This window comes from uncultured Aquimarina sp. (genome assembly GCF_947492965.1).
In the GTDB taxonomy this organism is placed as follows: Bacteria; Bacteroidota; Bacteroidia; order Flavobacteriales; family Flavobacteriaceae; genus Aquimarina.
The window spans coordinates 16,871-37,115 of the sequence record NZ_CANLOZ010000004.1; the positions used below are offsets into that span (position 1 = coordinate 16,871).

Below are 20,245 nucleotides of genomic sequence, written 5' to 3' on the forward strand. Positions count from 1 at the left end.
TCTTTATATTTCTTCAGCAAGTTTTAATGCTTTGGTTAATGCTCCTAGTTTATTATATACTTCTTGTAGTTCGTTTTCTTCATTGGATTCGTTTACCAATCCCGCACCCGCTTGCCAATGCAGTGTATGATTTTTACTCAAAAAAGTACGAATCATAATAGCGTGATTAAAGTTTCCGGAGAAATCCATGAATCCAATAGCGCCTCCGTAAAAGTCTCTGTTCACGGTTTCATATTTTTCGATGAGTTGCATTGCCATATGTTTTGGTGCGCCACTTAAAGTCCCTGCAGGAAAGGTATCTGCAACTACTTGCATTGTTGTGGTGTCTTTGTGTTTTTTACCAGTAACTTTACTAACTAAATGGATCACATGAGAGTAAAATTGTACTTCTCTATAGGTCTCTACTGTAACCTCACTACCGTTACGGCTTAAATCATTTCGTGCTAAATCTACCAGCATTACATGTTCAGCATTTTCCTTTTCGTCAGCAGAAAGTTTTTTTGCTAGTTCAGCGTCTTGCTCGTCATTACCGGTTCGTTTAAATGTTCCTGCAATAGGATGTATCTCGGCAATTTCGTCTTTTACTACTAATTGAGCTTCTGGAGAGCTTCCGAAAATTTTAAAATCACCATAATCAAAGTAGAATAGGTACGGAGATGGGTTGATACTTCGTAATGCACGATATACATTAAATTCATCTCCTTTGAATTTTTGAGAAAAACGTTTAGACAATACTAATTGAAAAACATCTCCTCGTTGACAATGTTTTTTAGCTAGGGCTACATGTTCCTTATATTGCTCATCATCAAGATTAGAGGTGGTTTCATCAACAGTACTAAAGTTGTAGGAAGCGAAGTTTTTTACATTTAAAAGAGATTCTATTTCTGCAATATTACTTTCTGATTCATAACAATGTGCAAAGATGTAGGCTTCATTATTAAAATGATTGATGGCAATGATATTTTGATAAACGGTGTATTGCATATCTGGTATATCTAAAGCACCTTCTTTTTTGGTAATACTGATATTCTCAAAATAGCGAACGGCATCATAAGCGATATAACCGAATAATCCATTATTAATGAATTTAAAATCGCTTTTAGAGGTTTTGAATTGCTGTCCAAAATTTTCAATAACCAAAGGAATGTTTGTCTCTTCTGTAATAGCGGTTTCTATGTGAGTTTTATCGGGGAAAGACTGATAGATGGTCTCATTTTCTATTTTGATGTTAGCAATTGGATTGCAACAGATATAGGAAAAACTGTTTTCATTTCCTCTATAATCACTACTTTCCAAAAGCAAACTATTAGGAAATCGATCTCTGATTTTTAGATAAACGCTTACCGGTGTAATGGTATCAGCCAGAATTTGTTTGAAATGTGTGGTTAATGTATAACTCATTTTAAATTTTGATATTTATATTTTAGAATACCCTTTGATTATGCCAATAAAAAAAGGCTTGTCGTGATTTGACAAGCCTTTGATATGTTTACTTAACTATATGACAGGAGCTATCTCACGACGTTTTCGTTATAAGACAACCACCACCAAGTATTTGTTAAGATTAAATTCATTTTTTATTTAATTGGCTCAAATATATAAATTAATTACAATTCAAAAAATAAAAAATTACATTTTTAAGTTTACTGCTAATTCGAACTCATCGTTAATAGCCTTATCGCCTAGGTTGTCGAAGAAACTACCAGATCCATATTTAATATCGTATTTAGTTCTATCAATGCTAAGAGTAGTACTTGCGGAGCTTCCCTTTACGGCAAGATCGAAGGTTATTGGGTTGGTTTTCCCCTTGATGGTAAGGTCACCAGCTATTTTATAGCCATTTGCTATTTTTGTTGCTTTTTTGATAACTAATTTGGCTGTCGCGTAATTGTTTACTCCAAAAAAGTCATCAGAACTTAAATGACCTTCGAGTTTTTCTTTTCCTTTTCCAGCTTCAAGATCTGTTACTTGAATTGATGTCATGTCTACAGCAAATTCTCCTCCAGTTAACTCCTTGTTAGTGAAAGTCAAGAATCCGCTAGAAAAATTAAGTGTTCCTGTATGTTGACCAGTGATCTTTTTTCCTGTCCATTCTATAGTGCTTTCAGCAACATTGATCTTTTTTTGTTGCGCAATTGAAGATGCTGTAATGAATACAATAGATGCGAAAATTACTAATTTAAGCTTGGTTTTCATGATTTTGAAATATTAGTGATTATTAAATTGTGATTACTTGTTTAACTTCTTAGTTTGTTTAATAATGTATTAAAGGTAATTAATTCTTGCTCTGTAAGATTAGAGGTAATCTTTTGTTCTAATCCTTCTACTGCAATACTAGTTTGATCTAAAAAACCAATACCAAGAGGTGTAATAGTGATCTCTACCTTTCTTCTGTTTGATGGGCAAATAGTTCTATTTACGTAACCTTTAGATATTAATTTGTCAACCAGTCTGGTTGTGTTACTCATTTTACTTACCATGCGTTCTTGAATCGTCGATAGATTTGATGGTTTTCCTTTTTGTCCTTTCAGGATTCGTAAAACATTAAATTGTTGGATAGAGATATCAAAAGGTTTTAAAACTGCATGAATCTGATCATTAATAATACTATTTGTGTAAAATAAATTGATCACTGCTTTTTTTGATAGTGGTAAAGATGCATTAGTTTTTATGATATCTTCAATATTCATTTGTATATACAATTGTTGTTTATACAAATGTATAGATTTTACCTTTTAAGAAAATTAAAAGAGATACTAATTCTTTGTTAAAATTATTATGGATACAATGGTAAATACTATTATTGTCAAATTAACCTAAGTTCTAGAATCCTAAAATTATCTATATGAATTATTTAAACCTTGTTAATTTCCTTTTAGGTAATAACACGTTTTAATATTTTAGTATAATGCGAAAATTGGTCTTATATATAGGATTAGCGATATTGTTATCGAATTGTAAAGGAGAACAACAGATAGCTATTGAAGCTTCTAATGTTTTTTCTGACAAAGGGGTAGAGATACCTGTGTACGATTTTGAAAACTTCGAACATCTTCTGAATATTGATGATGGGAAAACACGTGTCATTAATTTTTGGGCAACGTGGTGTAAACCTTGTGTAGCAGAGCTTCCTTATTTCGAGCTTATTAATAGTAGATATCCAAATAAAGAGGTGGAAGTAATACTAGTAAGTTTAGACTTACCGAATCATGTAGAGTCTAAGCTGATTCCTTTCGTTAAAAAACAACGCATACAAAGTAAAATAGTATTATTGGATGATCCGGATGCCAATAACTGGATTCCTAAAGTAAATGAAAATTGGTCAGGTTCTATCCCTGCAACTATAATATACAAAGGAAATACTTCAAATTTTTATGAACGCTCTTTTACGTATGACGAATTAGAGAGAGAACTTAAAAAAATATTATGATAATATTTTTGGGCTTGGATATCAGAAAAACTTAATAACGCAAACAAAATGAAAACTTTAAAAATTTTAGTGGTAGTAGTCCTAGTAATTGCAGTAAGTGCATTTGCTATTGATAAAGTTAATGTAAATGAAGCTGATAAAGGCTATGCAATAGGTGATACTGCTACGGATTTTAAATTGAAAAATATTGATGATAAGATGGTTTCTTTAGAGGATTATAAAGACGCCAAAGGGTTTATCGTTATTTTTACGTGTAACCATTGTCCTTATTCTGTTGCATACGAAGATAGAATTATCGAATTGGATAAGAAATTCAAGACAAAAGGATATCCTGTTATCGCTATCAATCCTAATAATCCTAAAGCTTATCCAACGGATAGTTTTGATGAAATGAAGGTTCGCGCAAAAGAGAAAGGATTTACATTCCCTTACTTATTTGACGATGGTCAAAAGATCTATCCACAATATGGAGCAACTAAAACACCTCACGTTTATATCTTAGAAAAAACAGGAACTGGCAATTTAGTGCGTTATATTGGTGCGATTGATAATAATTATAAAGATGCTGTTGCTGCAGATAAAAAGTATGTAGAAGATGCAGTAAATGCCTTGTTAAAAGGAGAAAAAATTGCCATAGAGACTACCAAAGCAATTGGTTGTAGCATTAAAGCTTAATTAAAGAAAAGCCGATATAATTACGATTAATATTCTCGTAGAATTCATCCTTGTGACTTATATTTGTAAGGAATTACTAATCTTTACGTACAATTAAATAAACGAAACTATACAATGGCCGAAGATATAACTCAAGATCAATGGGAAGATCTAATTGCTAAAGACGATAATGCAGTAATTTTGGATGTTAGAACCGAAGAAGAAGTAGAAGATGGTTTTATTCCAAATATGCTGAATATAGACATAAGAAAAGGGCAAGGTTTTCTGGATGAGATCGAAAAATTAGACAAATCAAAAAATTATTATGTCTACTGTAGATCTGGAGGTCGTAGCGCTCAGGCCTGTACGCTGATGAATCAAATGGGATTCGAAACCACATATAACTTACTTGGCGGATTTATGAATTGGGATGGTGAAGTTGCTGAATAAAAATCACTCATACGTATGAAAATTAAAACAATAGCCATCGCGATGATCTTTTCTGTGTTATTTATCAACTGTAAAGATCAGAATAAAGATACGGCAATAGTGGAGCTTATTACCGTAGAGGAAATGGATTCCTTGTTAGAAATGGAGAAAGTACAGCTGGTGGATGTAAGAACTCCTCAAGAATATGCTGATGGACATATCGAAGGTGCTATTAATATTGATTTTACGGATGAGAATTTTGAAACTTTATTATCCGAAGTTGATAAAACTAAACCTGTGGCTGTCTATTGTGGTCGTGGAGGTAGAAGCGGTAAATGTTCTGCTTATATGAAAAAGGCTGGATTTACCAAGATCTATGATCTCGATGGTGGTATTACCGAATGGAAATATAAAGGAAAACCTGTTACAAAATAACAAATAAAAAAGGTTGCTAATTTTAGCAACCTTTTTTATTAAAGATCAGATTATTGAACAGCCTTTGCGACGTCTATTTTTCCGTATCCGTATCGATTGCTTCTATCAGGATAATATTCTCCTGCTTTTTGCATTTTTTCCAGAACTTCTTGCCTACTTAGATCTGGATTTTTTGCCCAAACTAAAGCTGCGATTCCTGCGGTAGTAGCCGTAGCGATAGAAGATCCTCCAACTACATTTCTTACATCAGAGCTAAATCCTAAAACAGGCATAGTTCTATTAGAATCTGCATCTCTTTGCATAGCTACTGTAAAATCTATCTTTTTTCCATCATGACAAATCGAACATCTTTTTCCGTTTTCTTTTATTCCCGTTACAGCAACGGTCTCTTTCATACTCGCTGGAAAAATAACAGCATACCAGTTAGTGAAAGTTGTTGATGTTCCTCCTGCAGCCACAATCATTTTATCCTTTGAATAAGCATATTTTACAGCATCTTTTATGTTTCTTACGGTCCAAACCCAGCCAATGGACATGGAAATAATCTTAACATCTGGCATGTCTGCTAGTTCTTTTAGTGCTTTGCTAACAGCTTTTCTTTCTTTTCTGCTTTCCAGAAGTACATCTCCAGTTCCTCGGTATACAACAAGATCACAGTTATAAGCTACTCCTACAGGCATGGCGTCATCGTTTCGCGGAGATGCAATAGCAGCCGACATTGCTGTTCCATGTCCACAATCATCAAAAACAGAATCATCAAATGTTCCGAATTGTTTAACTGTTCGCCCGTTAGAAAATCCATCATTAAAATCACTTCCCAAGAATTTTTGTGATTGCGAAATTCCTGAATCGATTACTCCTACCGTAATTCCGCGTCCAGTACTATATTCCCAAGCTTCAGGAATGTTATGAATGTCGAATGTCCATGGCACCCATGAATTAGGAGCGATAACACGATAGTCTTCTGGGTTAACTATTCTTCCTTCAAAAGCACATCCAAAGTTTTTTTCTTCAGGATCTGGTAAGAAATAGTTGTATTCACTCGGTTCTACATAACGAATATGGGATGCTTTTTTAATATTTTCAAGAGTCTCTTTTTTTGTAATTAGGACTTCAATATAGTTCAAGATTTCATCATCATGATTTAGGGATTTGGAAGTTTCTTGCTCCTCTGTCTCATCTATGATTTCTAAAATTTTTGATTTTATATTAATGAGTCTGGTAGAACGGTTGTTAGAAAAGCTTTCACCCTCATTTCCGTAACCAATATTTAAATACCCTCCACTGTGTACTAAGGCACTCCACAAAATGTCAGTTGGGGTTTTGGTCCAATCGAGATCCCCATTTTTCTTGAGTTGATCAGAAATATAATTATTTATTTCTTCTATAGAATATAATTTTTGATTAGAGTTATTTTCTGGAATTTCTGTAATGTCGTCTTTTGAGCATGATAAGAATACGATAACCACAGAGATTATTAAAGTTATTTTTTTCATTAGTATGAAGTTTATGAGTTTGCATTTGTGTGGTTATCTGTGGTGGTGGAGTTGGTTTTTAATTTTGTTAGGTCACCTCCTTTCTTTTTTTATAAAGCCTAACCAATGGCTGCGATATTGATTAGGCTTGGTAGTCTGTAGATGAATTGTTATTGTTTTATAAAATTGATGGTGTTTGAAATCCTGGAATTAGATATTTTTATAAAATAGTGTCCAGCAGACATATCAGAGATTTCGGTATCAATATTTAGATTCACAACTCCAGTATTTGAACCTTTATAAGTGATGGTTTTTATTTTTTTGCCGGTTAAATCATAGATTTTGATTACTGATTTTTCATTTTTTACAGAAGGAAATTGTAGTGTTGTACCATTTCCATCAGTAGGATTTGGATATAAAGTTATTTTATGGTTATCCAGTTTTGTGTCATCTAAAAGGTTCGGATTCTGTCGAGAAAGGGAGCTGATGGTTACGTCTAGATTTCCTGGTAATGACCAATTGCCTGCGCCATCGCGAACCAAACTTTTTATTTTTCCGTTTCTTCTTCTAATATCTTTTGTTACTGAAGATCCTGCTGTAATGGTTTGTGTATTATCAACTCTAAATTTGTACACCTTTAGATCATCAAACTCCATACTAGTTTTGTTGGTTCTAAGAGATATAGAACTCCCATTTTTAATAGGTGATGTGTCTGTCCAACGTAATAATGATTTATTATTTTTAAAGACTTCTATAACTCCAAATGCTGGACTGTAGGTGATCTTATAGTTTGCCCAATTATTATCTAAAGTCACATTTCCAATGGCTCTAAAGTTTAGTTGATTGTTGATAGTTTCATAAATTCTTACTCTATTATCCTCACCACTAAACCATATTAGGTACGAGTTTCCTCTTTGAGTTTGTGTAACATCATCAGCCATAATGTGAATTCCAAATTTTCTTGGACCACTGGTAGAAATAGTTTTAGCAGAGAATTCGTATAAATATGGTAAGCCTGAGTTTTGTGATAAGAAGGTGTTTAATTTCGTATTGTCAGAAGTGGTGTTGGATTGGCGTAGATGTCCATCACTAATATCCCAATTTCCAGCTCCTATTGTATATCCAGAGTACAACACATTAAAATTATCATTAAAGAATCCATTACCGCGATTAGCATACCAGTTATCACCATATTTTTCCAGAGCTTGATAAAATTTCCTGGTTACTGATATATTATCATTATCGTTAAAATTTGCTGTAAAATCACCGGATTGTGTGTTTCCTCCAGAAGCGCTGATAGTGGTAGTTGGCGCTTCGGTATCTGTTCCTCCTCCAGATCCCGAGCAGTTATTATCGATTAGATTTTGTACTCCAGTTCTAATACTTGGCAAAATAGCGTAACCTCCATTTCCTGGGCAGGCAGAACATCCACCACCATCTCTATGTCCAGATATTGTTCTTAGAGAACCATTAATAGAATAATGATACGCAAATCCAGAAGGGTTAATATTTTCTTTTACGGCTTTCCATGCTAATAGATCCTTTAGAGCATTCTGTGTAGCAACTTTAGGCGTTGCGGAGGAATAATTACCTAACATACAAACTCCCATGGTATTTCGATTTCGGGCGCAAAAATGAGCACCGATGGCGCTATCACCACCAGCACGTCCTTCATAAATAACACCATTAGGATCAATTAAGAAATTGTATCCAATATCTGACCATCCGTTAGAGTTCATATGAAAGTTTTGTACAGATCGAACTCTAGCTGCCCAATCACTGCTAGAATTAGATCCAAATTCATGATGAACGATCAGATGTGTTACCTTAGAAGTAGGAAATGTGCTATTGGCTGGTCTTGCTCCCCATTGAGATCTCGAAACTACAGATGGTTTACTACAAGCCTTCCTACTTTGATTTTTAGATTTTGTGTTATTAATTTCTTTCAATATTTTTTTTGGCGTAGCTCCAGGACTATAATGTTTTAGTAACATTTTTTCCAAAACCAATTCTTTATCGGTAGTAATGTCCAGCGAATATTGGATAAAGGAAATAGACTTATCTAAGTATAATAGAGAAGTAATTAAGTTTGTATCATTTATATTATCAGAATGTCCTTCAAATGGAACTTTTTTCCAATCTGACCAAGTTTTTCCTCGTTCTGAAGTTCTGTAAGTTACTAAGATATCATCGTGATCCATGTTCGCTCCCTTTAATTGAAGATAAGAACTAATAAAAGGTTCAGGATCTTTCAGTGGAATTTCTACTGCACTGATAACAATTTTTTTTGTCTTAGATGATTTAGAAAAAATAACTCCTTTGTCGGTAAATTTTGAATTATCAGAGATATAGCTAATCGTTTTTTTAGAGTTTAATGAGATTACATTTTCTGCGGAACCTTCTCCTTTAAAATTAGTTTCTTGAGACCAAATTACCTGATGCAGTAGTATGCACAGAATAGTGTAGATAAATTGTTTGTTAGTTTTCATAATGATGATAGTGTTTAAGTTTGTGTTCTAGAGATAGTTTTGTAAGAAAAAGGACTCAGACTCGTTGTTAACCAGATGAGTAGAGCCCTTTTTACACACTTACAAAAAACTTACCTTTTGATTACCGAGATTGTTTTCGATGACCTATCGTCCTTTACTTGTATGAAGTAATGTCCATTTGTTAATGGAATAAAGTAACTACTTAGGTCAATTTCTTGGTTTTCAGTTTCTTCAATGTTTTCTCTAACAGATGTTATAACTCGCCCAGTAATATCTATAATGGAAATAGAAATAGGAGAATTGTATGATGATAGATTGGTCAACTTAATATCATTACCATTGGTAGGATTTGGATATACCTGAATGTTGCTTTCTAAATACGTATCATCTTTAATGAGAGAATTTTGTTTAGTCAGTGAACTAATGGTTACATCTAAATTACCAGGTTGAGACCAATTTCCAGCAGCATCTCTAACTAAGCTTTTGATTTTACCATTTTGTCGTCTAATATCTTTTGTGATTCCAGAACCAGCGGTAATCAATGTACTTGCATCGGCTCTAAATTTATACACCTTTAAGTCATCAAATTCCATGATGGTCTTATTTGTTCTTAGAGAAATGGTACTACCGTTTTTAATTGGAGAAGTATCTGTCCATTTAAGAATGGATTTGTTATTTTTAAATACTTCGATGACTCCAAATGCTGGACTATAGGTAATCTTATAATTTGCCCATTTGTTGTCTAATGCAACATCATCAATCGCTCTGAAATTAAGTTGATCATTTACGGTTTCATAAACTCTTACTTTGTTATCTTCTCCACTAAACCATATCAAATAAGAATTTCCTCGTTGGCTTTGGTCTGGATTGTCTGCCATGATATGAATACCGAATTTTCTTGGTCCGGAAGTTGATATGGTTTTTGCAGAGAATTCATATAAGTAGGGGAGTCCAGAGTTCTGTGATAAAAATGTATTCAATTTTGTGTTGTCAGAAGCGGTATTAGATTGACGTAAATGTCCATTATTAATACTCCAGTTCCCTTCTCCATAGGTATAGCCAGAGTATAATACATTAAAATTGTCATTAAAAAATCCATTACCACGATTAGCGTACCAATTCGTACCATATTGTTCTAATGCCTGATAAAATCTTCTTGTAACAGCAACATTATCAGAATCATTATAATTAGCTGTAAAATCTCCTGATTGTGTATTACCTCCAGAAGCACTAATTGAAGTAGTTGGAGCTTGAGTATCCGCTTGTGATCCGAAAGAATTTTGAGATCGATAAATAAAGTTTTGTCTGGGTTGCCCTGCATCTACAAAAGATCCAGGAGTAGAAGCATTTCCTCCAGCGGCTCTCCATTCAAAATGGATATGATCACCAGTAGATCCGCCGGTGGTTCCTTCTAAAGCAATTACTTGTCCTTTCTGTACGGATTGTCCTTGGCTTACCAGCAGTGTTTTGTTATGCGCATAGTAGGTTCGTGTTCCATCGCTATGTCTTACGATAACCAACCTTCCGTAACCGCTTGATAGGCTACCACTAATTCCTGAGAAAGAAACCACTCCAGCCGCAGAAGCTCTTACATTGTCATCGCTAGATAGTGATGTCGCGAAATCTATGGCATGATATCCATGATGTCCACCAGGTGTAAAAAAACCACACTCTCCAACGGGGCTATGAGAACCTGTCGGTCCAGGAGTTCCATGTCTAGATACACAATTCTCCTCTCCAAAATCCCAAGGTAAATAATAAGATAATGCAGATTTGTTATTATTTTGTTGCTTGCCTGTTTTTACCTTGCTTTTCCAGCCTACTATATCAATATGCTTTCCTTTGCTTTTAAGGATAACTTCATTCTTTTTTGTTTGGATGTTATACTCATAAACAATATCAGATACACCATGTAGATAATCCGGTTTGGACGATGTCGTAGATCCAGAGAATATGAATGTATTTCTATTGGATGCAAGCAATGGAGTTCTAGTGTATGCAAAAGGGATATGGATCTCTTGAGATTCATTAGTTTTTATATCATAAATAAAAATACCTTCATGTTCTTCTGCAGCATCCAAATACATTGCTTCCACAAATATTTTATTTGGATCATTAGTCCATGCAATCGGTTTGAAAGCCTTTTCCTGTCTATTTTTATTCACTTTGCTCAATAGAGTGGTTTGAATATTGGTTTTTAGATTAACTTTATGTAGTCGAAATGCACCTCCAATTTGTTCACGTTCCATATATATCCATAGGTTTGGATTAAATGGACTTTGTAATCCTTGAAAAAAATCATAATCAGGAGTTATCTGAAATTTAGAGTTGATAGCATCCTGTCGGTAGATTATATGATCAATCTGAGCAGTTATTGATAATTGATTATTACTGAGTCTTAGAGTGCTAATTTTCTCATTTTGTTTCTTACTATAAATCTGGTTGTCTTGTTTTAGAATAAGTTCTTGAGCATGTGATAGTGATATCAGCCACAGTAAAACCAAGAAGGTTTTTAGTGTAGTGTTTTTCATTGTATTTAGAGTAGTTAGTTTTCGAATGGAAAATTAGAAACTCTTCTATTTAAAAAAATGGGTACAAGTGCTCATTTTTATGATTGAAACATAATCCTAATAAAAAATTAATGATATATATCCTTTAGCCTCATGGTATATTTAAAAAGCGCATTACTACCGGTTATTTGTAACTTCTTACAAATGTTCTGGCGATGATTTTTAATGGTCTTTTCACTTTTAAATAAGTCTAAAGCAATTTCCTTGTTGGTTTTACCAAGTGCTACTTGATTGAGTATTTTGACTTCAGTTTTTGATAATTGATGATAAGACTTATCTGATACACTCGGAATCGGATTTCCTTCTTCTTTCCACCAGGATTCTCTAAATAATTTGCTTACATATGGTTTATTTTGAATAGCTCTACCAGCACATTTAGTAATGTTTTGTACTGTTTCTGCTTTGTATAGAATCCATTTAATTTCCAAAGTTTTAAGTTCTTTAATTAACCAGTCTTCTAAGGTAAAAGCCATAATAATAATTCTAGTCTTCCTAGAGTGTAATCGGGTATATTTGGCCAGTTCGATTCCAGATTTATTAGAGTTTAAAGTAGCATCTATGACGATAAAATCGGGTTGATTATTAACAATAACTTTTCTGGTGTTTTCTAAGTCTGATATATCTTCATATAGCTTAAATTTCATGTCTTTTGGGGCTTCTAACATGGCTTTGATGCCTAATCTTTTGAGTGGGTCATCATATGCCACAACAACGCTAAATTCTTGCATAGCTTTGATGGGTTTAGGGTGTGACATCAACAATAGACATGGTTCGGTTTCATCTATTGTCGAAAAAAATAATAAATACTACTAGTGAGCTACTACAAAAGCTAATTGGGCGAATGTTTTTGCTGGTACGTAAAAGACATATTTTTTATTAAAAGAAAATTTTGGGTGTGGTTGGCACTTTTCATTTGGGTTACGTTTGTGTGTGACTTTATAAAGTTAAATCTTATTTTGTTTTGAAATTCACTTTGATACCACTTTTCGATATAACGTTATCTTTTTTAGCTAAATACCTTTAGGGAATAAAAAGTGAAAATTACAAATCCTATCCTAAATGATAGAAGCTGAAAAAGTGATTATCCTAGTGTTTTGGTAGGTTTTATGCGAAAGTTTGTTTTTGTCATTCATTTGAAAATAAGTAGGTTTTAACTTACCTATTTTGCAAAACTTGTTTGATGAAGTGGAAAGGTTTTTGGTTCGTTTTAGTTGCTTTATACTAGTAAATTTTAATTTTAAGCTCCTAAAATCAAACTTTCTTAATAAAAATAGTTTGATTTTTTAAGTTTCACACATGAAATTACTAGGAATTATACAATTCATAATGCTAGCCAAAGTAATTTTTAACTGCATCGTTACAATATATCCTAAAGTTGTCTTAAGATAAGTGCTTTTTATCATTTATTTAACCTAATAATTATTTGAAAATGAGTAAATTAAAAATAAAAAAGATGAAAAAAATACTACTTGTTTTAATTGTGATGTTCGGTATAAATACGATGTATTCCAATCCTCCTGTGGATATAACAATACCTATAGATTTTTCTAATGATAAAACTCCTGCTATAATGCTCAAAGCTACAGCGGCAGATCAATATATATCTATCGTTTCGGATATAAAAGAACCAATGGTTATTAAGATTATGGATGCATCCGGTTTTATAAGGATCGAAAAAAAGCTTCATCTGGATAGAGATATTGATATTTCTTTATTGTTAGAAGGTCTTTATGTCATGAAAGTTTCTGTTGGAAATCGAATAGAACTCAAAAGATTTTATAAAGGTAAAGATGGTGTGGATATTAGATAGCGTTACTGTTTAGTCAACGATAAAAGGAATTTAAAAAATAAAAACTCCCAAATCATTAGTGATTTGGGAGTTTTTTGTGGACTTAGATGAAGTGATTTATATTTTTTTTGAGATCAGATGTTGTTTGATCGTTTTGTATCTACATTTAAGAGACTCTGGATTTTTAATGGATCGATCAAGAAATATTTAAGAGCTAGGTTTAATAATAAATGGGAAGTATGAATACAACAAAAATGTTGGTTAAGAAAATTACCAAGAGTAGAAAGAATGAAAGTACTGGGGAAGTTAGGATAAACAATGAGACTTTGTAATTGAGAGTTGTAATTTTTAGGGAATATTTCTTAGTTTTATAATATAAAAACGATCTTTAAGAAATAAAAAATAAAAGGGAACATTACAAAATTTATTCCTTCACTTTCTATAATATTCAAAATGATTATTCGTGGAACTTAGAACTCATATACTGGAATATGCTTTACAATTAGAAGATTCAATAAATCGTCTTCTATCAACTTATTTAAACATCGATGATAATTCTAAAACCAAAAACTTTGGAAATAAGGCAGGTATCTCTTTTCAAAGTAAGATAGATTTGCTTTTTGATATAGATGTTTTAACAAAAGACATGCATTTAGATATGGGGCTCCAGATGAATTTTAGAAATAAATTCCTTCATGATATAAATTGTCACTCTTTTTTAATTGCTTTAGACCTTTTTGATAATGGTATTAATAATAGGTTTTTCAAGTTTTTGCATGAAGGTGAAAAGAAAGACAATGAAGATCATTGTCGTTTAGCTTATGATAGACTATGTCTTAGTAATTATAGAACTGTCTTAGAAAAATTTCAGGAAAGAAGAATTCAATTAAAAAATAATAGGGATGTGTTAAATAACTTTACGAAGATTATAGAGAGATTAATTGATTTATCTTTCGATCATCTCTATAAAATTAAAGATGGATTATCAAATTTTGAAACAAATGACAAGGAAACTATTAAGTTAATTGAGAAATTAAAAAATAACTGTCAGTCGTTTGCGAATAATTTGGGATCAGATGATGAATTACTTGATTTGAGAAATAAATTAAAATCAGCGCATGCAGATAGAGAATTAATGAAAAGATTAATGAAATAAATTGAAAAAGAGGAATGAGTTATTTTTTCATATTGAACTAGATTTTTTTATTCAATTTTTGAAAGCGAAGCTTCATTTAATTTAATGATTTCCATGAAATAAAGTTAAAATTCAAAATATTGAATTCAATTATACTATTAGATGTTGTGCTGCCAGGTTTTAATCTTGAATGCGCATGCTGTTCAATATTCTGAAACATTTAATAGTTAATTATAAATGCAGCTGTTAAAGTTATGTAGACATATTAACATCCAAAATTTCCTGATCATGAATATGATATTAGAAAATATTGGTCTGATGCTTAGTATTGCGTTAAGTCTAATTAAGATTTGGGATTATCTAAGAAAGATTTTTAAATCCACCAGATAATTATTTCTTAGGACTGGCACTACTAAGTGTCAGTTTTTTTAAAGTTTAAAAGTTTAGTTATGGTTAGTTTGGTTCCTGATGATAAGGGTAATTTGAAGTTTGGTGAGATTAATATTTTTTTGCAAGCCGCTATTGATAGGTTTTTTGAAATCCAAGAATGTGATAAGGAAACGGAGCTTTTACAAATCAAATATGGAATAAAAGAAAAGGGAGAAAAAGGAGTAGTGTTTTCTATTAGCGATAAGGATTATTTGATAAAAAGCTCTTTTATTGATCGCAAAAGAGAAAAAGCTATATTTCAATCTATAATTATGATTGTGGTATTTTTTGAAGCGTTAATAAACGAAATAGGTGTGGTTGAATTAGGATCAACCTACTATAAGAAGCATTTGGATAAGCTAAGTATTTTATCTAAATGGGAAATAGTTTTAACACTTATATATGGTAATTCTTTAGATAGAAGTTCTCAACAATATGGTTATTTACAAGATGTTATTAAAATAAGAAATACACTTGTCCATCATAAAACAAAGTTTATTCAAGATGGTACGGATATCCATGAAGTAGCTAATTTATTTGAAAGGACATCTGATTATTTTACGATTATTAGTAATTTGTTTTATTCTTTAGAACCTATCATTTCAGATATTAAAAGGATTACAAATAATTTTGACGATTATCTTTTTTATGAGATAAAAGTAGAAATAGGAAGAATTTATAATCATAAATAGTGTATAACTATAAAAAGAAATTCGAACAATTAAAAATCCTAGTCTGATAAACAATGAAAATGAAAAAATCATATTTAATTTTTCTAGTAGTATTTTCCTTTATCATCTGTTCGTGTAGCGAAAATGATAGTGACGAAATAATTAGTACTACTACGGAATTCAGAATTGAGAATACTAGCGCAATTGATTACTCAAAAGTCATTTTTAAAAATGGTGAGTTGGTTTATAATTTCGAAAATATTTCACCCGATGAAATAACTCCTTATATTATGATCGATGGAAATCCAGAAGACTCTTATGTTGAAATTAGTATCGAGGAAAACGGTTCTCTTATTCAGGCACAAGGGTTTGGGTTTGATGGATTAGGGTATGATTTTGATAGAGAATCTAGAAAGTTTACTTTGCAAATTGAAATTGATGGAAATTCTACTATGTTAAACATAGTAAATGATTGATAAACTTCAATAAAACGATTCTAATACTATATAAATATGATAGGACCTTGGCAAGCTCTTCTTTTGTTATTTTTTATATTTCCATTGTACTTGGTTTTTTATAAAAGGAATGAACCAGAGCATCAAATCCCTTTATTTGTAAAAATACTATTAATTTTTCCTTCAATTACCTGGGTTGGACTAATAATTAGTCTTTATATCATTTACAGGAAAAAGGGAGAAGGCGAATTTAAAAAACACAAGTTTAATAAATCCGCTAGGAGTTTCGGTAGGTTTTTATTGATTTTCAGTATTACTTGTGTGTCATTACTAATTATTTATAATTTGGTTAAAGTTCAATAAGTAAATGATAAAAAACCACTTGTTGATAACGGATTCTTATGTAGATTATCATAAATTTTCATCATGGTTAAGCGATTGCTATGATCTTGAAATCATCTCAATAGCTGAAATAGTTAGATTAGAACTTAGAAGCAAAAGTTTGATTGGGAGTAAAATGCTTTCTTATATCGAAAATGGTGAATTGATACCTAATAACTTATTGTTTGAATTGATTGAAAAAAAGATGTCTTCACAAAGTGAAGACTTTTTAATGTTAGGTTTTCCTAGAACTTTAGAGCAATTTAGTTTGTTAATTGATTTTTTCAATAGTTCAAATATCTCCGTTGAATGTGCTTGGTATCTAAAGGTTATTAATATAGATTATTTAGCTTCATTAGAACATAACAGAAATAAAGCTACCAATCAGAAATTTGGTATTACCGAAAAGTCTATAAAAGATAAAATGTTATCTTACTCTAACACTCTTTCCGATATAGCAAATCAATTAAAAAAACGATTAAAGGTTAGAGTTTATGAGATTGATTATGAAAAAGGAAAGCCAAGAGAGAAGGATTTTGTTGATTTTGTGAAAAACGTATGAGGTATGTTTGTAATATTAAGTTCAATAAACCATAGTAAAGCCAGAATCTTATGCAATTCGAAATTAAGAGAACAATAACAAATGAATTTTCTGAGGAGAATTTGAATAGTCTGGAGGATTTTATTATGGATGACTTATTTCTAAGAGTATTACAGTAAAATTAAAGAATGGTGGTATGTCCCTATTATTTTCATTATTATTGGTCTGTCAATTTTAGCTCATTTTTTAAATAGATTATATAAAACAGAAGATCAAAATAAACGATGATTAATATTAAAACCAGAGAAGAGTTTATAATTTTTTTGAAGGAACTTCTAGAAGAATATAAAGAACATCCAGAGAACTGGGAAAATAAAAATATTAAAGACTTCTTCGAAGCCATGATCATATATTCAGACTCTGTTCAACAATATTATAAAAATACAAATCAGTTTATTAATGCAGATGAAGCCCAATGGAAAGTCTTTGCTGATATAATCAAAGGAGCTTCTATTTATGAAATATAAAAGTTTAATAAAACGATATAAATACAACTCTTTATATAACAGTTAAAAACTCAGTTACTAGATAAAATGAATCAGTTTTACATAAGGGTTTGTGGAGTGTTTGGAATCATAGGAGGATTGATTTTATTTGCTGGAGATATGCTTCTGTATTATGACCCAATTAGTATGAGCCTAAAACGAAATATGGGTAATGCTTCTGATTTAAGAATCATTGCAAGTGGTGTATGCGCTTTATTTGCGACGTGGTTTTATATGATTGGATTAGTTCAGATTTATGTTGCTTTTAAACCAACTAAACCCATTTATAAAACAGGGGTTCTGATTTTTTTTGGGTGTGTCTTAATAGCATTTGGAATAGTTCATGGAGCTTTTCTAGCAATTGCAACCACTTCAAAATTAGCGATTGAGCATCATCTTGATTTAAAACAAGCCGCACTGCTTTCGGAAAGAATAAACGAAATAATGAGATTAATCGTTTATCCTTTTGTTGCGGTTTTGTCTTTTCTATTTATTTATCCAGTTTGGAAAAGGAGAACTTTATATCCAAGATGGATACTATTCTTTTTTCCGCTTATTCCATTTTTAGTAGAAGACCTAGTCACTAAATATTTACCAAACCATGTTTGGATTATAGTCAAAGGTGGGTATTTAAACATAATATTAATAATATTTTTTATTGCATCTAGTATAGCTTTATGGAATATCGAGAAGTTTAAATCAAAAGCTTAATACAACGATAATAATATGAAATCGGAAAAAGAAATAAAATCACTTTTGGAAAAAGTGGATAATTTGATAAGGCGTATACAAGTTCTTAAAAACCCTCCTGATGATTATAAAATGGAAAATTTCCAATACCGAGTTCTATTATCTCAAAGAGACCTTTATAGATATTTATTAGGCGATAGAGGGTACGAATTCGATGAATATTACGATCACTTTTTACAAAATTTGGATGCTCTTGAAAATTAGTCCAAGGGTATGTGAAGTATTATGAAATAATAAATACAGTAAACTAAATGACTCAAAATATAAATATGGCTGTCTTAATTGATGGTGATAATATTCCTTCAGCGAATGTTAAGGAAATGATGGAAGAAATTACTAAATACGGAAATCCAACGATTAAAAGGATTTATGGTGATTGGACAAGACCTGGATTGACAAAATGGAAAAACCTGCTGTTGGAAAATGCAATTACTCCAGTTCAACAATACGGATACACAACTGGGAAAAATGCAACTGACTCTGCAATGATTATTGATGCTATGGACATTTTATATAGCGGAAAAGTCGAAGGGTTTTGTCTAGTCTCAAGCGATAGCGATTTTACTCGATTAGCTACTAGATTAAGAGAGGCAGGGATGTTAGTTATTGGAATTGGAGAAAAAAAGACTCCAAGTCCATTTATTGTTGCTTGTGATAAGTTTGTTTACATAGAAATCTTGAGAAAACAAACTGAAGATAAAGCTGAGTCCAAGGAAACAGATAACGCTATTGTAGATAAAATTACCAATAAAGAGATCAACCTCATTTCTTCTTCAATTAACGATTTATCAGATGAAGATGGGTGGGCTTTTCTGGGAGATGTAGGAAGTTTGATTCAGAAAAAACGCCCAAATTTTGACTCAAGGAATTATGGTTTTGAAAAACTTACGCCACTTATTAAATCGATTAAAAAATTTGAAATAGAACAGCGTGAAAATCCAAAAGGTCGAAGTAAATTGATTTACGTTAAAATTAAAGAACAGAAGACAGCAAAAAGTAAGAAAATATAACCATTTTTTGAAGTAAAACACTTTTAACCCAAACAACAAATTGAAAGTTTAAATAGTTCATGCGAATAATATTTTGGATTCTTTATGTTTTGACAATAGCTGGGTTAATTATTTCTTTGATAATGATCGCAGCTGGTAATAGACCTTGCTCTGGTGATGGTTGTATGATTCAGTTTTTATACATTATCGGGACACCACTTTTGGTAATTTTTTTGATATTATTTTTCTTAATGACAAGAACGATTATAAAACAATGGAAAGCTAAAGTTCAATAAAATAATGACAATTCCTAAAAAAGGTTTTAGACTAATTACTGTAAACGGTGTTAAGTATCGATGGTTAATTCGTAAAAAGGCAACTTACAGTCAAGTTGACTATGGTATTGGTTTTTTACATGTTGCAGTAGATTTAAATGAAAATCCAGGTACAACGCTTGTTATTTTTTCGAACCATAAACATCCTAATGACTTTGCCACTGAAAAAATAATTCCTATTACTCCTGTTATAGTTTCAACTTGGATTTTGGAAGCAATAAATCTCGGATGGCAACCAAATACTAAAGGTTCGCAATTTTTGGTAAATATTGATGAAAATAATACTATGATTACAGTATAAGTAGTTGAGATATTAAGGTTTAACAAAAGAATAAGCAATATTTTAAAAGTTCCGAAAAAGAACTATTACATATTTACAAAATATATACTAAAAAGGTTTTGAATCTCCAGAAACATTACATTCTGCCATAAAGTAGGATTTTAGTGAAGGTGCGGGCCTGTCACGTTTGCCAAATCCCCTGAGAGCATAAAAAAAACCGCCCGTAGGTGGTTTTTGAATGTGGAGTCGGAGAGGGCTGTAGTGTTAAGAATTGATCCAGTGGATCAATTTAACGCAGGAGCCAGCTGCTGCGTTTTCCGAATCCCCTGAGTGCACAAAAAAACCACCCGTAGGTGGTTTTTGAATGTGGAGTCGGAGACGATCGAGCGTTAAAAAATTATCCTGTGGATGATTTTAGTGAAGGTGTGGGTCTGCCGCGTTTGCCGAATCCCCCGAGTGCACA

Annotated in this window: 21 protein-coding genes; 14 read left to right on the plus strand and 7 right to left on the minus strand. The window is 31.9% G+C overall.

Annotated features, from left to right (window positions below; all coding sequences use genetic code 11):
* Nucleotides 1-3: 3 nt before the first annotated feature.
* The 3 genes from Q1B37_RS11330 to Q1B37_RS11340 form a co-directional block, all read right to left on the minus strand.
* On the minus strand, nucleotides 4-1,401 hold the full coding sequence (locus tag Q1B37_RS11330) for an anthranilate synthase component I family protein (RefSeq protein WP_299606438.1): 1,398 nt from the start codon (nucleotides 1,399-1,401) through the stop codon (nucleotides 4-6).
* 228 nt (nucleotides 1,402-1,629) lie between these two features.
* Nucleotides 1,630-2,196, minus strand: a complete 567-nt coding sequence (locus Q1B37_RS11335; RefSeq protein WP_299606440.1) for a YceI family protein — start codon at nucleotides 2,194-2,196, stop codon at nucleotides 1,630-1,632.
* Between the two features lie 41 nt (nucleotides 2,197-2,237).
* Nucleotides 2,238-2,690, minus strand: coding sequence for a MarR family transcriptional regulator (locus Q1B37_RS11340; RefSeq protein ID WP_299607225.1), 453 nt, complete (start codon nucleotides 2,688-2,690; stop codon nucleotides 2,238-2,240).
* Nucleotides 2,691-2,908: 218 nt separating this feature from the next.
* Between Q1B37_RS11340 and Q1B37_RS11345 the strand changes: the two genes are divergently transcribed.
* The 4 genes from Q1B37_RS11345 (at nucleotide 2,909) to Q1B37_RS11360 (ending at nucleotide 4,948) form a co-directional block, all read left to right on the plus strand.
* Nucleotides 2,909-3,430 carry a TlpA family protein disulfide reductase gene (locus Q1B37_RS11345; protein WP_299606443.1) on the plus strand — a complete coding sequence of 174 codons (522 nt, stop codon included), beginning with the start codon at nucleotides 2,909-2,911 and terminating at the stop codon, nucleotides 3,428-3,430.
* A 48-nt stretch (nucleotides 3,431-3,478) separates the two neighbouring features.
* The gene (locus tag Q1B37_RS11350; RefSeq protein ID WP_299898740.1) at nucleotides 3,479-4,105 is read left to right on the plus strand and encodes a thioredoxin family protein; all 627 of its coding nucleotides are present in this window, start codon (nucleotides 3,479-3,481) and stop codon (nucleotides 4,103-4,105) included.
* A gap of 114 nt (nucleotides 4,106-4,219) precedes the next feature.
* Nucleotides 4,220-4,534, plus strand: a complete 315-nt coding sequence (locus Q1B37_RS11355; protein ID WP_299606447.1) for a rhodanese-like domain-containing protein — start codon at nucleotides 4,220-4,222, stop codon at nucleotides 4,532-4,534.
* A gap of 15 nt (nucleotides 4,535-4,549) precedes the next feature.
* On the plus strand, nucleotides 4,550-4,948 hold the full coding sequence (locus Q1B37_RS11360) for a rhodanese-like domain-containing protein (RefSeq protein ID WP_299606450.1): 399 nt from the start codon (nucleotides 4,550-4,552) through the stop codon (nucleotides 4,946-4,948).
* A gap of 50 nt (nucleotides 4,949-4,998) precedes the next feature.
* Here Q1B37_RS11360 and Q1B37_RS11365 read toward each other — a convergent pair whose 3' ends face one another.
* The 4 genes from Q1B37_RS11365 to Q1B37_RS11380 form a co-directional block, all read right to left on the minus strand.
* Complete coding sequence (locus Q1B37_RS11365) at nucleotides 4,999-6,444, minus strand: S8/S53 family peptidase (RefSeq protein WP_299898742.1); 1,446 nt, start codon at nucleotides 6,442-6,444, stop codon at nucleotides 4,999-5,001.
* A 149-nt stretch (nucleotides 6,445-6,593) separates the two neighbouring features.
* On the minus strand, nucleotides 6,594-8,912 hold the full coding sequence (locus tag Q1B37_RS11370) for an N-acetylmuramoyl-L-alanine amidase (protein WP_299898744.1): 2,319 nt from the start codon (nucleotides 8,910-8,912) through the stop codon (nucleotides 6,594-6,596).
* Nucleotides 8,913-9,022: 110 nt separating this feature from the next.
* Nucleotides 9,023-11,443, minus strand: coding sequence for a peptidoglycan DD-metalloendopeptidase family protein (locus tag Q1B37_RS11375; protein WP_299898745.1), 2,421 nt, complete (start codon nucleotides 11,441-11,443; stop codon nucleotides 9,023-9,025).
* Between the two features lie 107 nt (nucleotides 11,444-11,550).
* Nucleotides 11,551-12,210, minus strand: coding sequence for a response regulator transcription factor (locus Q1B37_RS11380; protein WP_299898747.1), 660 nt, complete (start codon nucleotides 12,208-12,210; stop codon nucleotides 11,551-11,553).
* Between the two features lie 725 nt (nucleotides 12,211-12,935).
* Between Q1B37_RS11380 and Q1B37_RS11385 the strand changes: the two genes are divergently transcribed.
* The 10 genes from Q1B37_RS11385 to Q1B37_RS11430 all read left to right on the plus strand — a co-directional run bounded on the left by Q1B37_RS11385 (nucleotide 12,936) and on the right by Q1B37_RS11430 (nucleotide 19,803).
* Nucleotides 12,936-13,292: a T9SS type A sorting domain-containing protein gene (locus Q1B37_RS11385; protein WP_299898748.1), complete on the plus strand. Its 357-nt coding sequence runs from the start codon at nucleotides 12,936-12,938 to the stop codon at nucleotides 13,290-13,292.
* A 442-nt stretch (nucleotides 13,293-13,734) separates the two neighbouring features.
* Complete coding sequence (locus Q1B37_RS11390; protein ID WP_299898750.1) at nucleotides 13,735-14,427, plus strand: hypothetical protein; 693 nt, start codon at nucleotides 13,735-13,737, stop codon at nucleotides 14,425-14,427.
* 428 nt (nucleotides 14,428-14,855) lie between these two features.
* Nucleotides 14,856-15,527: a hypothetical protein gene (locus Q1B37_RS11395; protein WP_299898751.1), complete on the plus strand. Its 672-nt coding sequence runs from the start codon at nucleotides 14,856-14,858 to the stop codon at nucleotides 15,525-15,527.
* A 59-nt stretch (nucleotides 15,528-15,586) separates the two neighbouring features.
* Nucleotides 15,587-15,982: a hypothetical protein gene (locus tag Q1B37_RS11400; protein ID WP_299898752.1), complete on the plus strand. Its 396-nt coding sequence runs from the start codon at nucleotides 15,587-15,589 to the stop codon at nucleotides 15,980-15,982.
* Nucleotides 15,983-16,328: 346 nt separating this feature from the next.
* Nucleotides 16,329-16,904 carry a nucleoside monophosphate kinase gene (locus tag Q1B37_RS11405; RefSeq protein ID WP_299898753.1) on the plus strand — a complete coding sequence of 192 codons (576 nt, stop codon included), beginning with the start codon at nucleotides 16,329-16,331 and terminating at the stop codon, nucleotides 16,902-16,904.
* A 263-nt stretch (nucleotides 16,905-17,167) separates the two neighbouring features.
* On the plus strand, nucleotides 17,168-17,410 hold the full coding sequence (locus Q1B37_RS11410; RefSeq protein WP_299898755.1) for a hypothetical protein: 243 nt from the start codon (nucleotides 17,168-17,170) through the stop codon (nucleotides 17,408-17,410).
* Between the two features lie 66 nt (nucleotides 17,411-17,476).
* On the plus strand, nucleotides 17,477-18,139 hold the full coding sequence (locus tag Q1B37_RS11415) for a DUF6796 family protein (RefSeq protein WP_299898757.1): 663 nt from the start codon (nucleotides 17,477-17,479) through the stop codon (nucleotides 18,137-18,139).
* 15 nt (nucleotides 18,140-18,154) lie between these two features.
* Entirely contained in the window at nucleotides 18,155-18,382 is a 228-nt protein-coding gene (locus Q1B37_RS11420) for a hypothetical protein (RefSeq protein WP_299898759.1), read from the plus strand.
* A 65-nt stretch (nucleotides 18,383-18,447) separates the two neighbouring features.
* Nucleotides 18,448-19,188 (plus strand): NYN domain-containing protein, encoded by a 741-nt coding sequence (locus tag Q1B37_RS11425; protein ID WP_299898761.1) that lies wholly within the window; start codon nucleotides 18,448-18,450, stop codon nucleotides 19,186-19,188.
* A 279-nt stretch (nucleotides 19,189-19,467) separates the two neighbouring features.
* The gene (locus Q1B37_RS11430) at nucleotides 19,468-19,803 is read left to right on the plus strand and encodes a hypothetical protein (RefSeq protein ID WP_299898763.1); all 336 of its coding nucleotides are present in this window, start codon (nucleotides 19,468-19,470) and stop codon (nucleotides 19,801-19,803) included.
* The last annotated feature ends 442 nt before the right edge of the window (nucleotides 19,804-20,245 follow it).

Coding starts and splice junctions, on each gene's coding strand:
- Q1B37_RS11330 (WP_299606438.1), bottom strand. CDS start 1,401: ATGAGTTATACATTAACCACACATTTCAAACAAATTCTGGCTGATACC.
- Q1B37_RS11335 (WP_299606440.1), bottom strand. CDS start 2,196: ATGAAAACCAAGCTTAAATTAGTAATTTTCGCATCTATTGTATTCATT.
- Q1B37_RS11340 (WP_299607225.1), bottom strand. CDS start 2,690: ATGAATATTGAAGATATCATAAAAACTAATGCATCTTTACCACTATCA.
- Q1B37_RS11345 (WP_299606443.1), top strand. CDS start 2,909: ATGCGAAAATTGGTCTTATATATAGGATTAGCGATATTGTTATCGAAT.
- Q1B37_RS11350 (WP_299898740.1), top strand. CDS start 3,479: ATGAAAACTTTAAAAATTTTAGTGGTAGTAGTCCTAGTAATTGCAGTA.
- Q1B37_RS11355 (WP_299606447.1), top strand. CDS start 4,220: ATGGCCGAAGATATAACTCAAGATCAATGGGAAGATCTAATTGCTAAA.
- Q1B37_RS11360 (WP_299606450.1), top strand. CDS start 4,550: ATGAAAATTAAAACAATAGCCATCGCGATGATCTTTTCTGTGTTATTT.
- Q1B37_RS11365 (WP_299898742.1), bottom strand. CDS start 6,444: ATGAAAAAAATAACTTTAATAATCTCTGTGGTTATCGTATTCTTATCA.
- Q1B37_RS11370 (WP_299898744.1), bottom strand. CDS start 8,912: ATGAAAACTAACAAACAATTTATCTACACTATTCTGTGCATACTACTG.
- Q1B37_RS11375 (WP_299898745.1), bottom strand. CDS start 11,443: ATGAAAAACACTACACTAAAAACCTTCTTGGTTTTACTGTGGCTGATA.
- Q1B37_RS11380 (WP_299898747.1), bottom strand. CDS start 12,210: ATGCAAGAATTTAGCGTTGTTGTGGCATATGATGACCCACTCAAAAGA.
- Q1B37_RS11385 (WP_299898748.1), top strand. CDS start 12,936: ATGAAAAAAATACTACTTGTTTTAATTGTGATGTTCGGTATAAATACG.
- Q1B37_RS11395 (WP_299898751.1), top strand. CDS start 14,856: ATGGTTAGTTTGGTTCCTGATGATAAGGGTAATTTGAAGTTTGGTGAG.
- Q1B37_RS11400 (WP_299898752.1), top strand. CDS start 15,587: ATGAAAAAATCATATTTAATTTTTCTAGTAGTATTTTCCTTTATCATC.
- Q1B37_RS11405 (WP_299898753.1), top strand. CDS start 16,329: ATGATAAAAAACCACTTGTTGATAACGGATTCTTATGTAGATTATCAT.
- Q1B37_RS11410 (WP_299898755.1), top strand. CDS start 17,168: ATGATTAATATTAAAACCAGAGAAGAGTTTATAATTTTTTTGAAGGAA.
- Q1B37_RS11415 (WP_299898757.1), top strand. CDS start 17,477: ATGAATCAGTTTTACATAAGGGTTTGTGGAGTGTTTGGAATCATAGGA.
- Q1B37_RS11420 (WP_299898759.1), top strand. CDS start 18,155: ATGAAATCGGAAAAAGAAATAAAATCACTTTTGGAAAAAGTGGATAAT.
- Q1B37_RS11425 (WP_299898761.1), top strand. CDS start 18,448: ATGGCTGTCTTAATTGATGGTGATAATATTCCTTCAGCGAATGTTAAG.
- Q1B37_RS11430 (WP_299898763.1), top strand. CDS start 19,468: ATGACAATTCCTAAAAAAGGTTTTAGACTAATTACTGTAAACGGTGTT.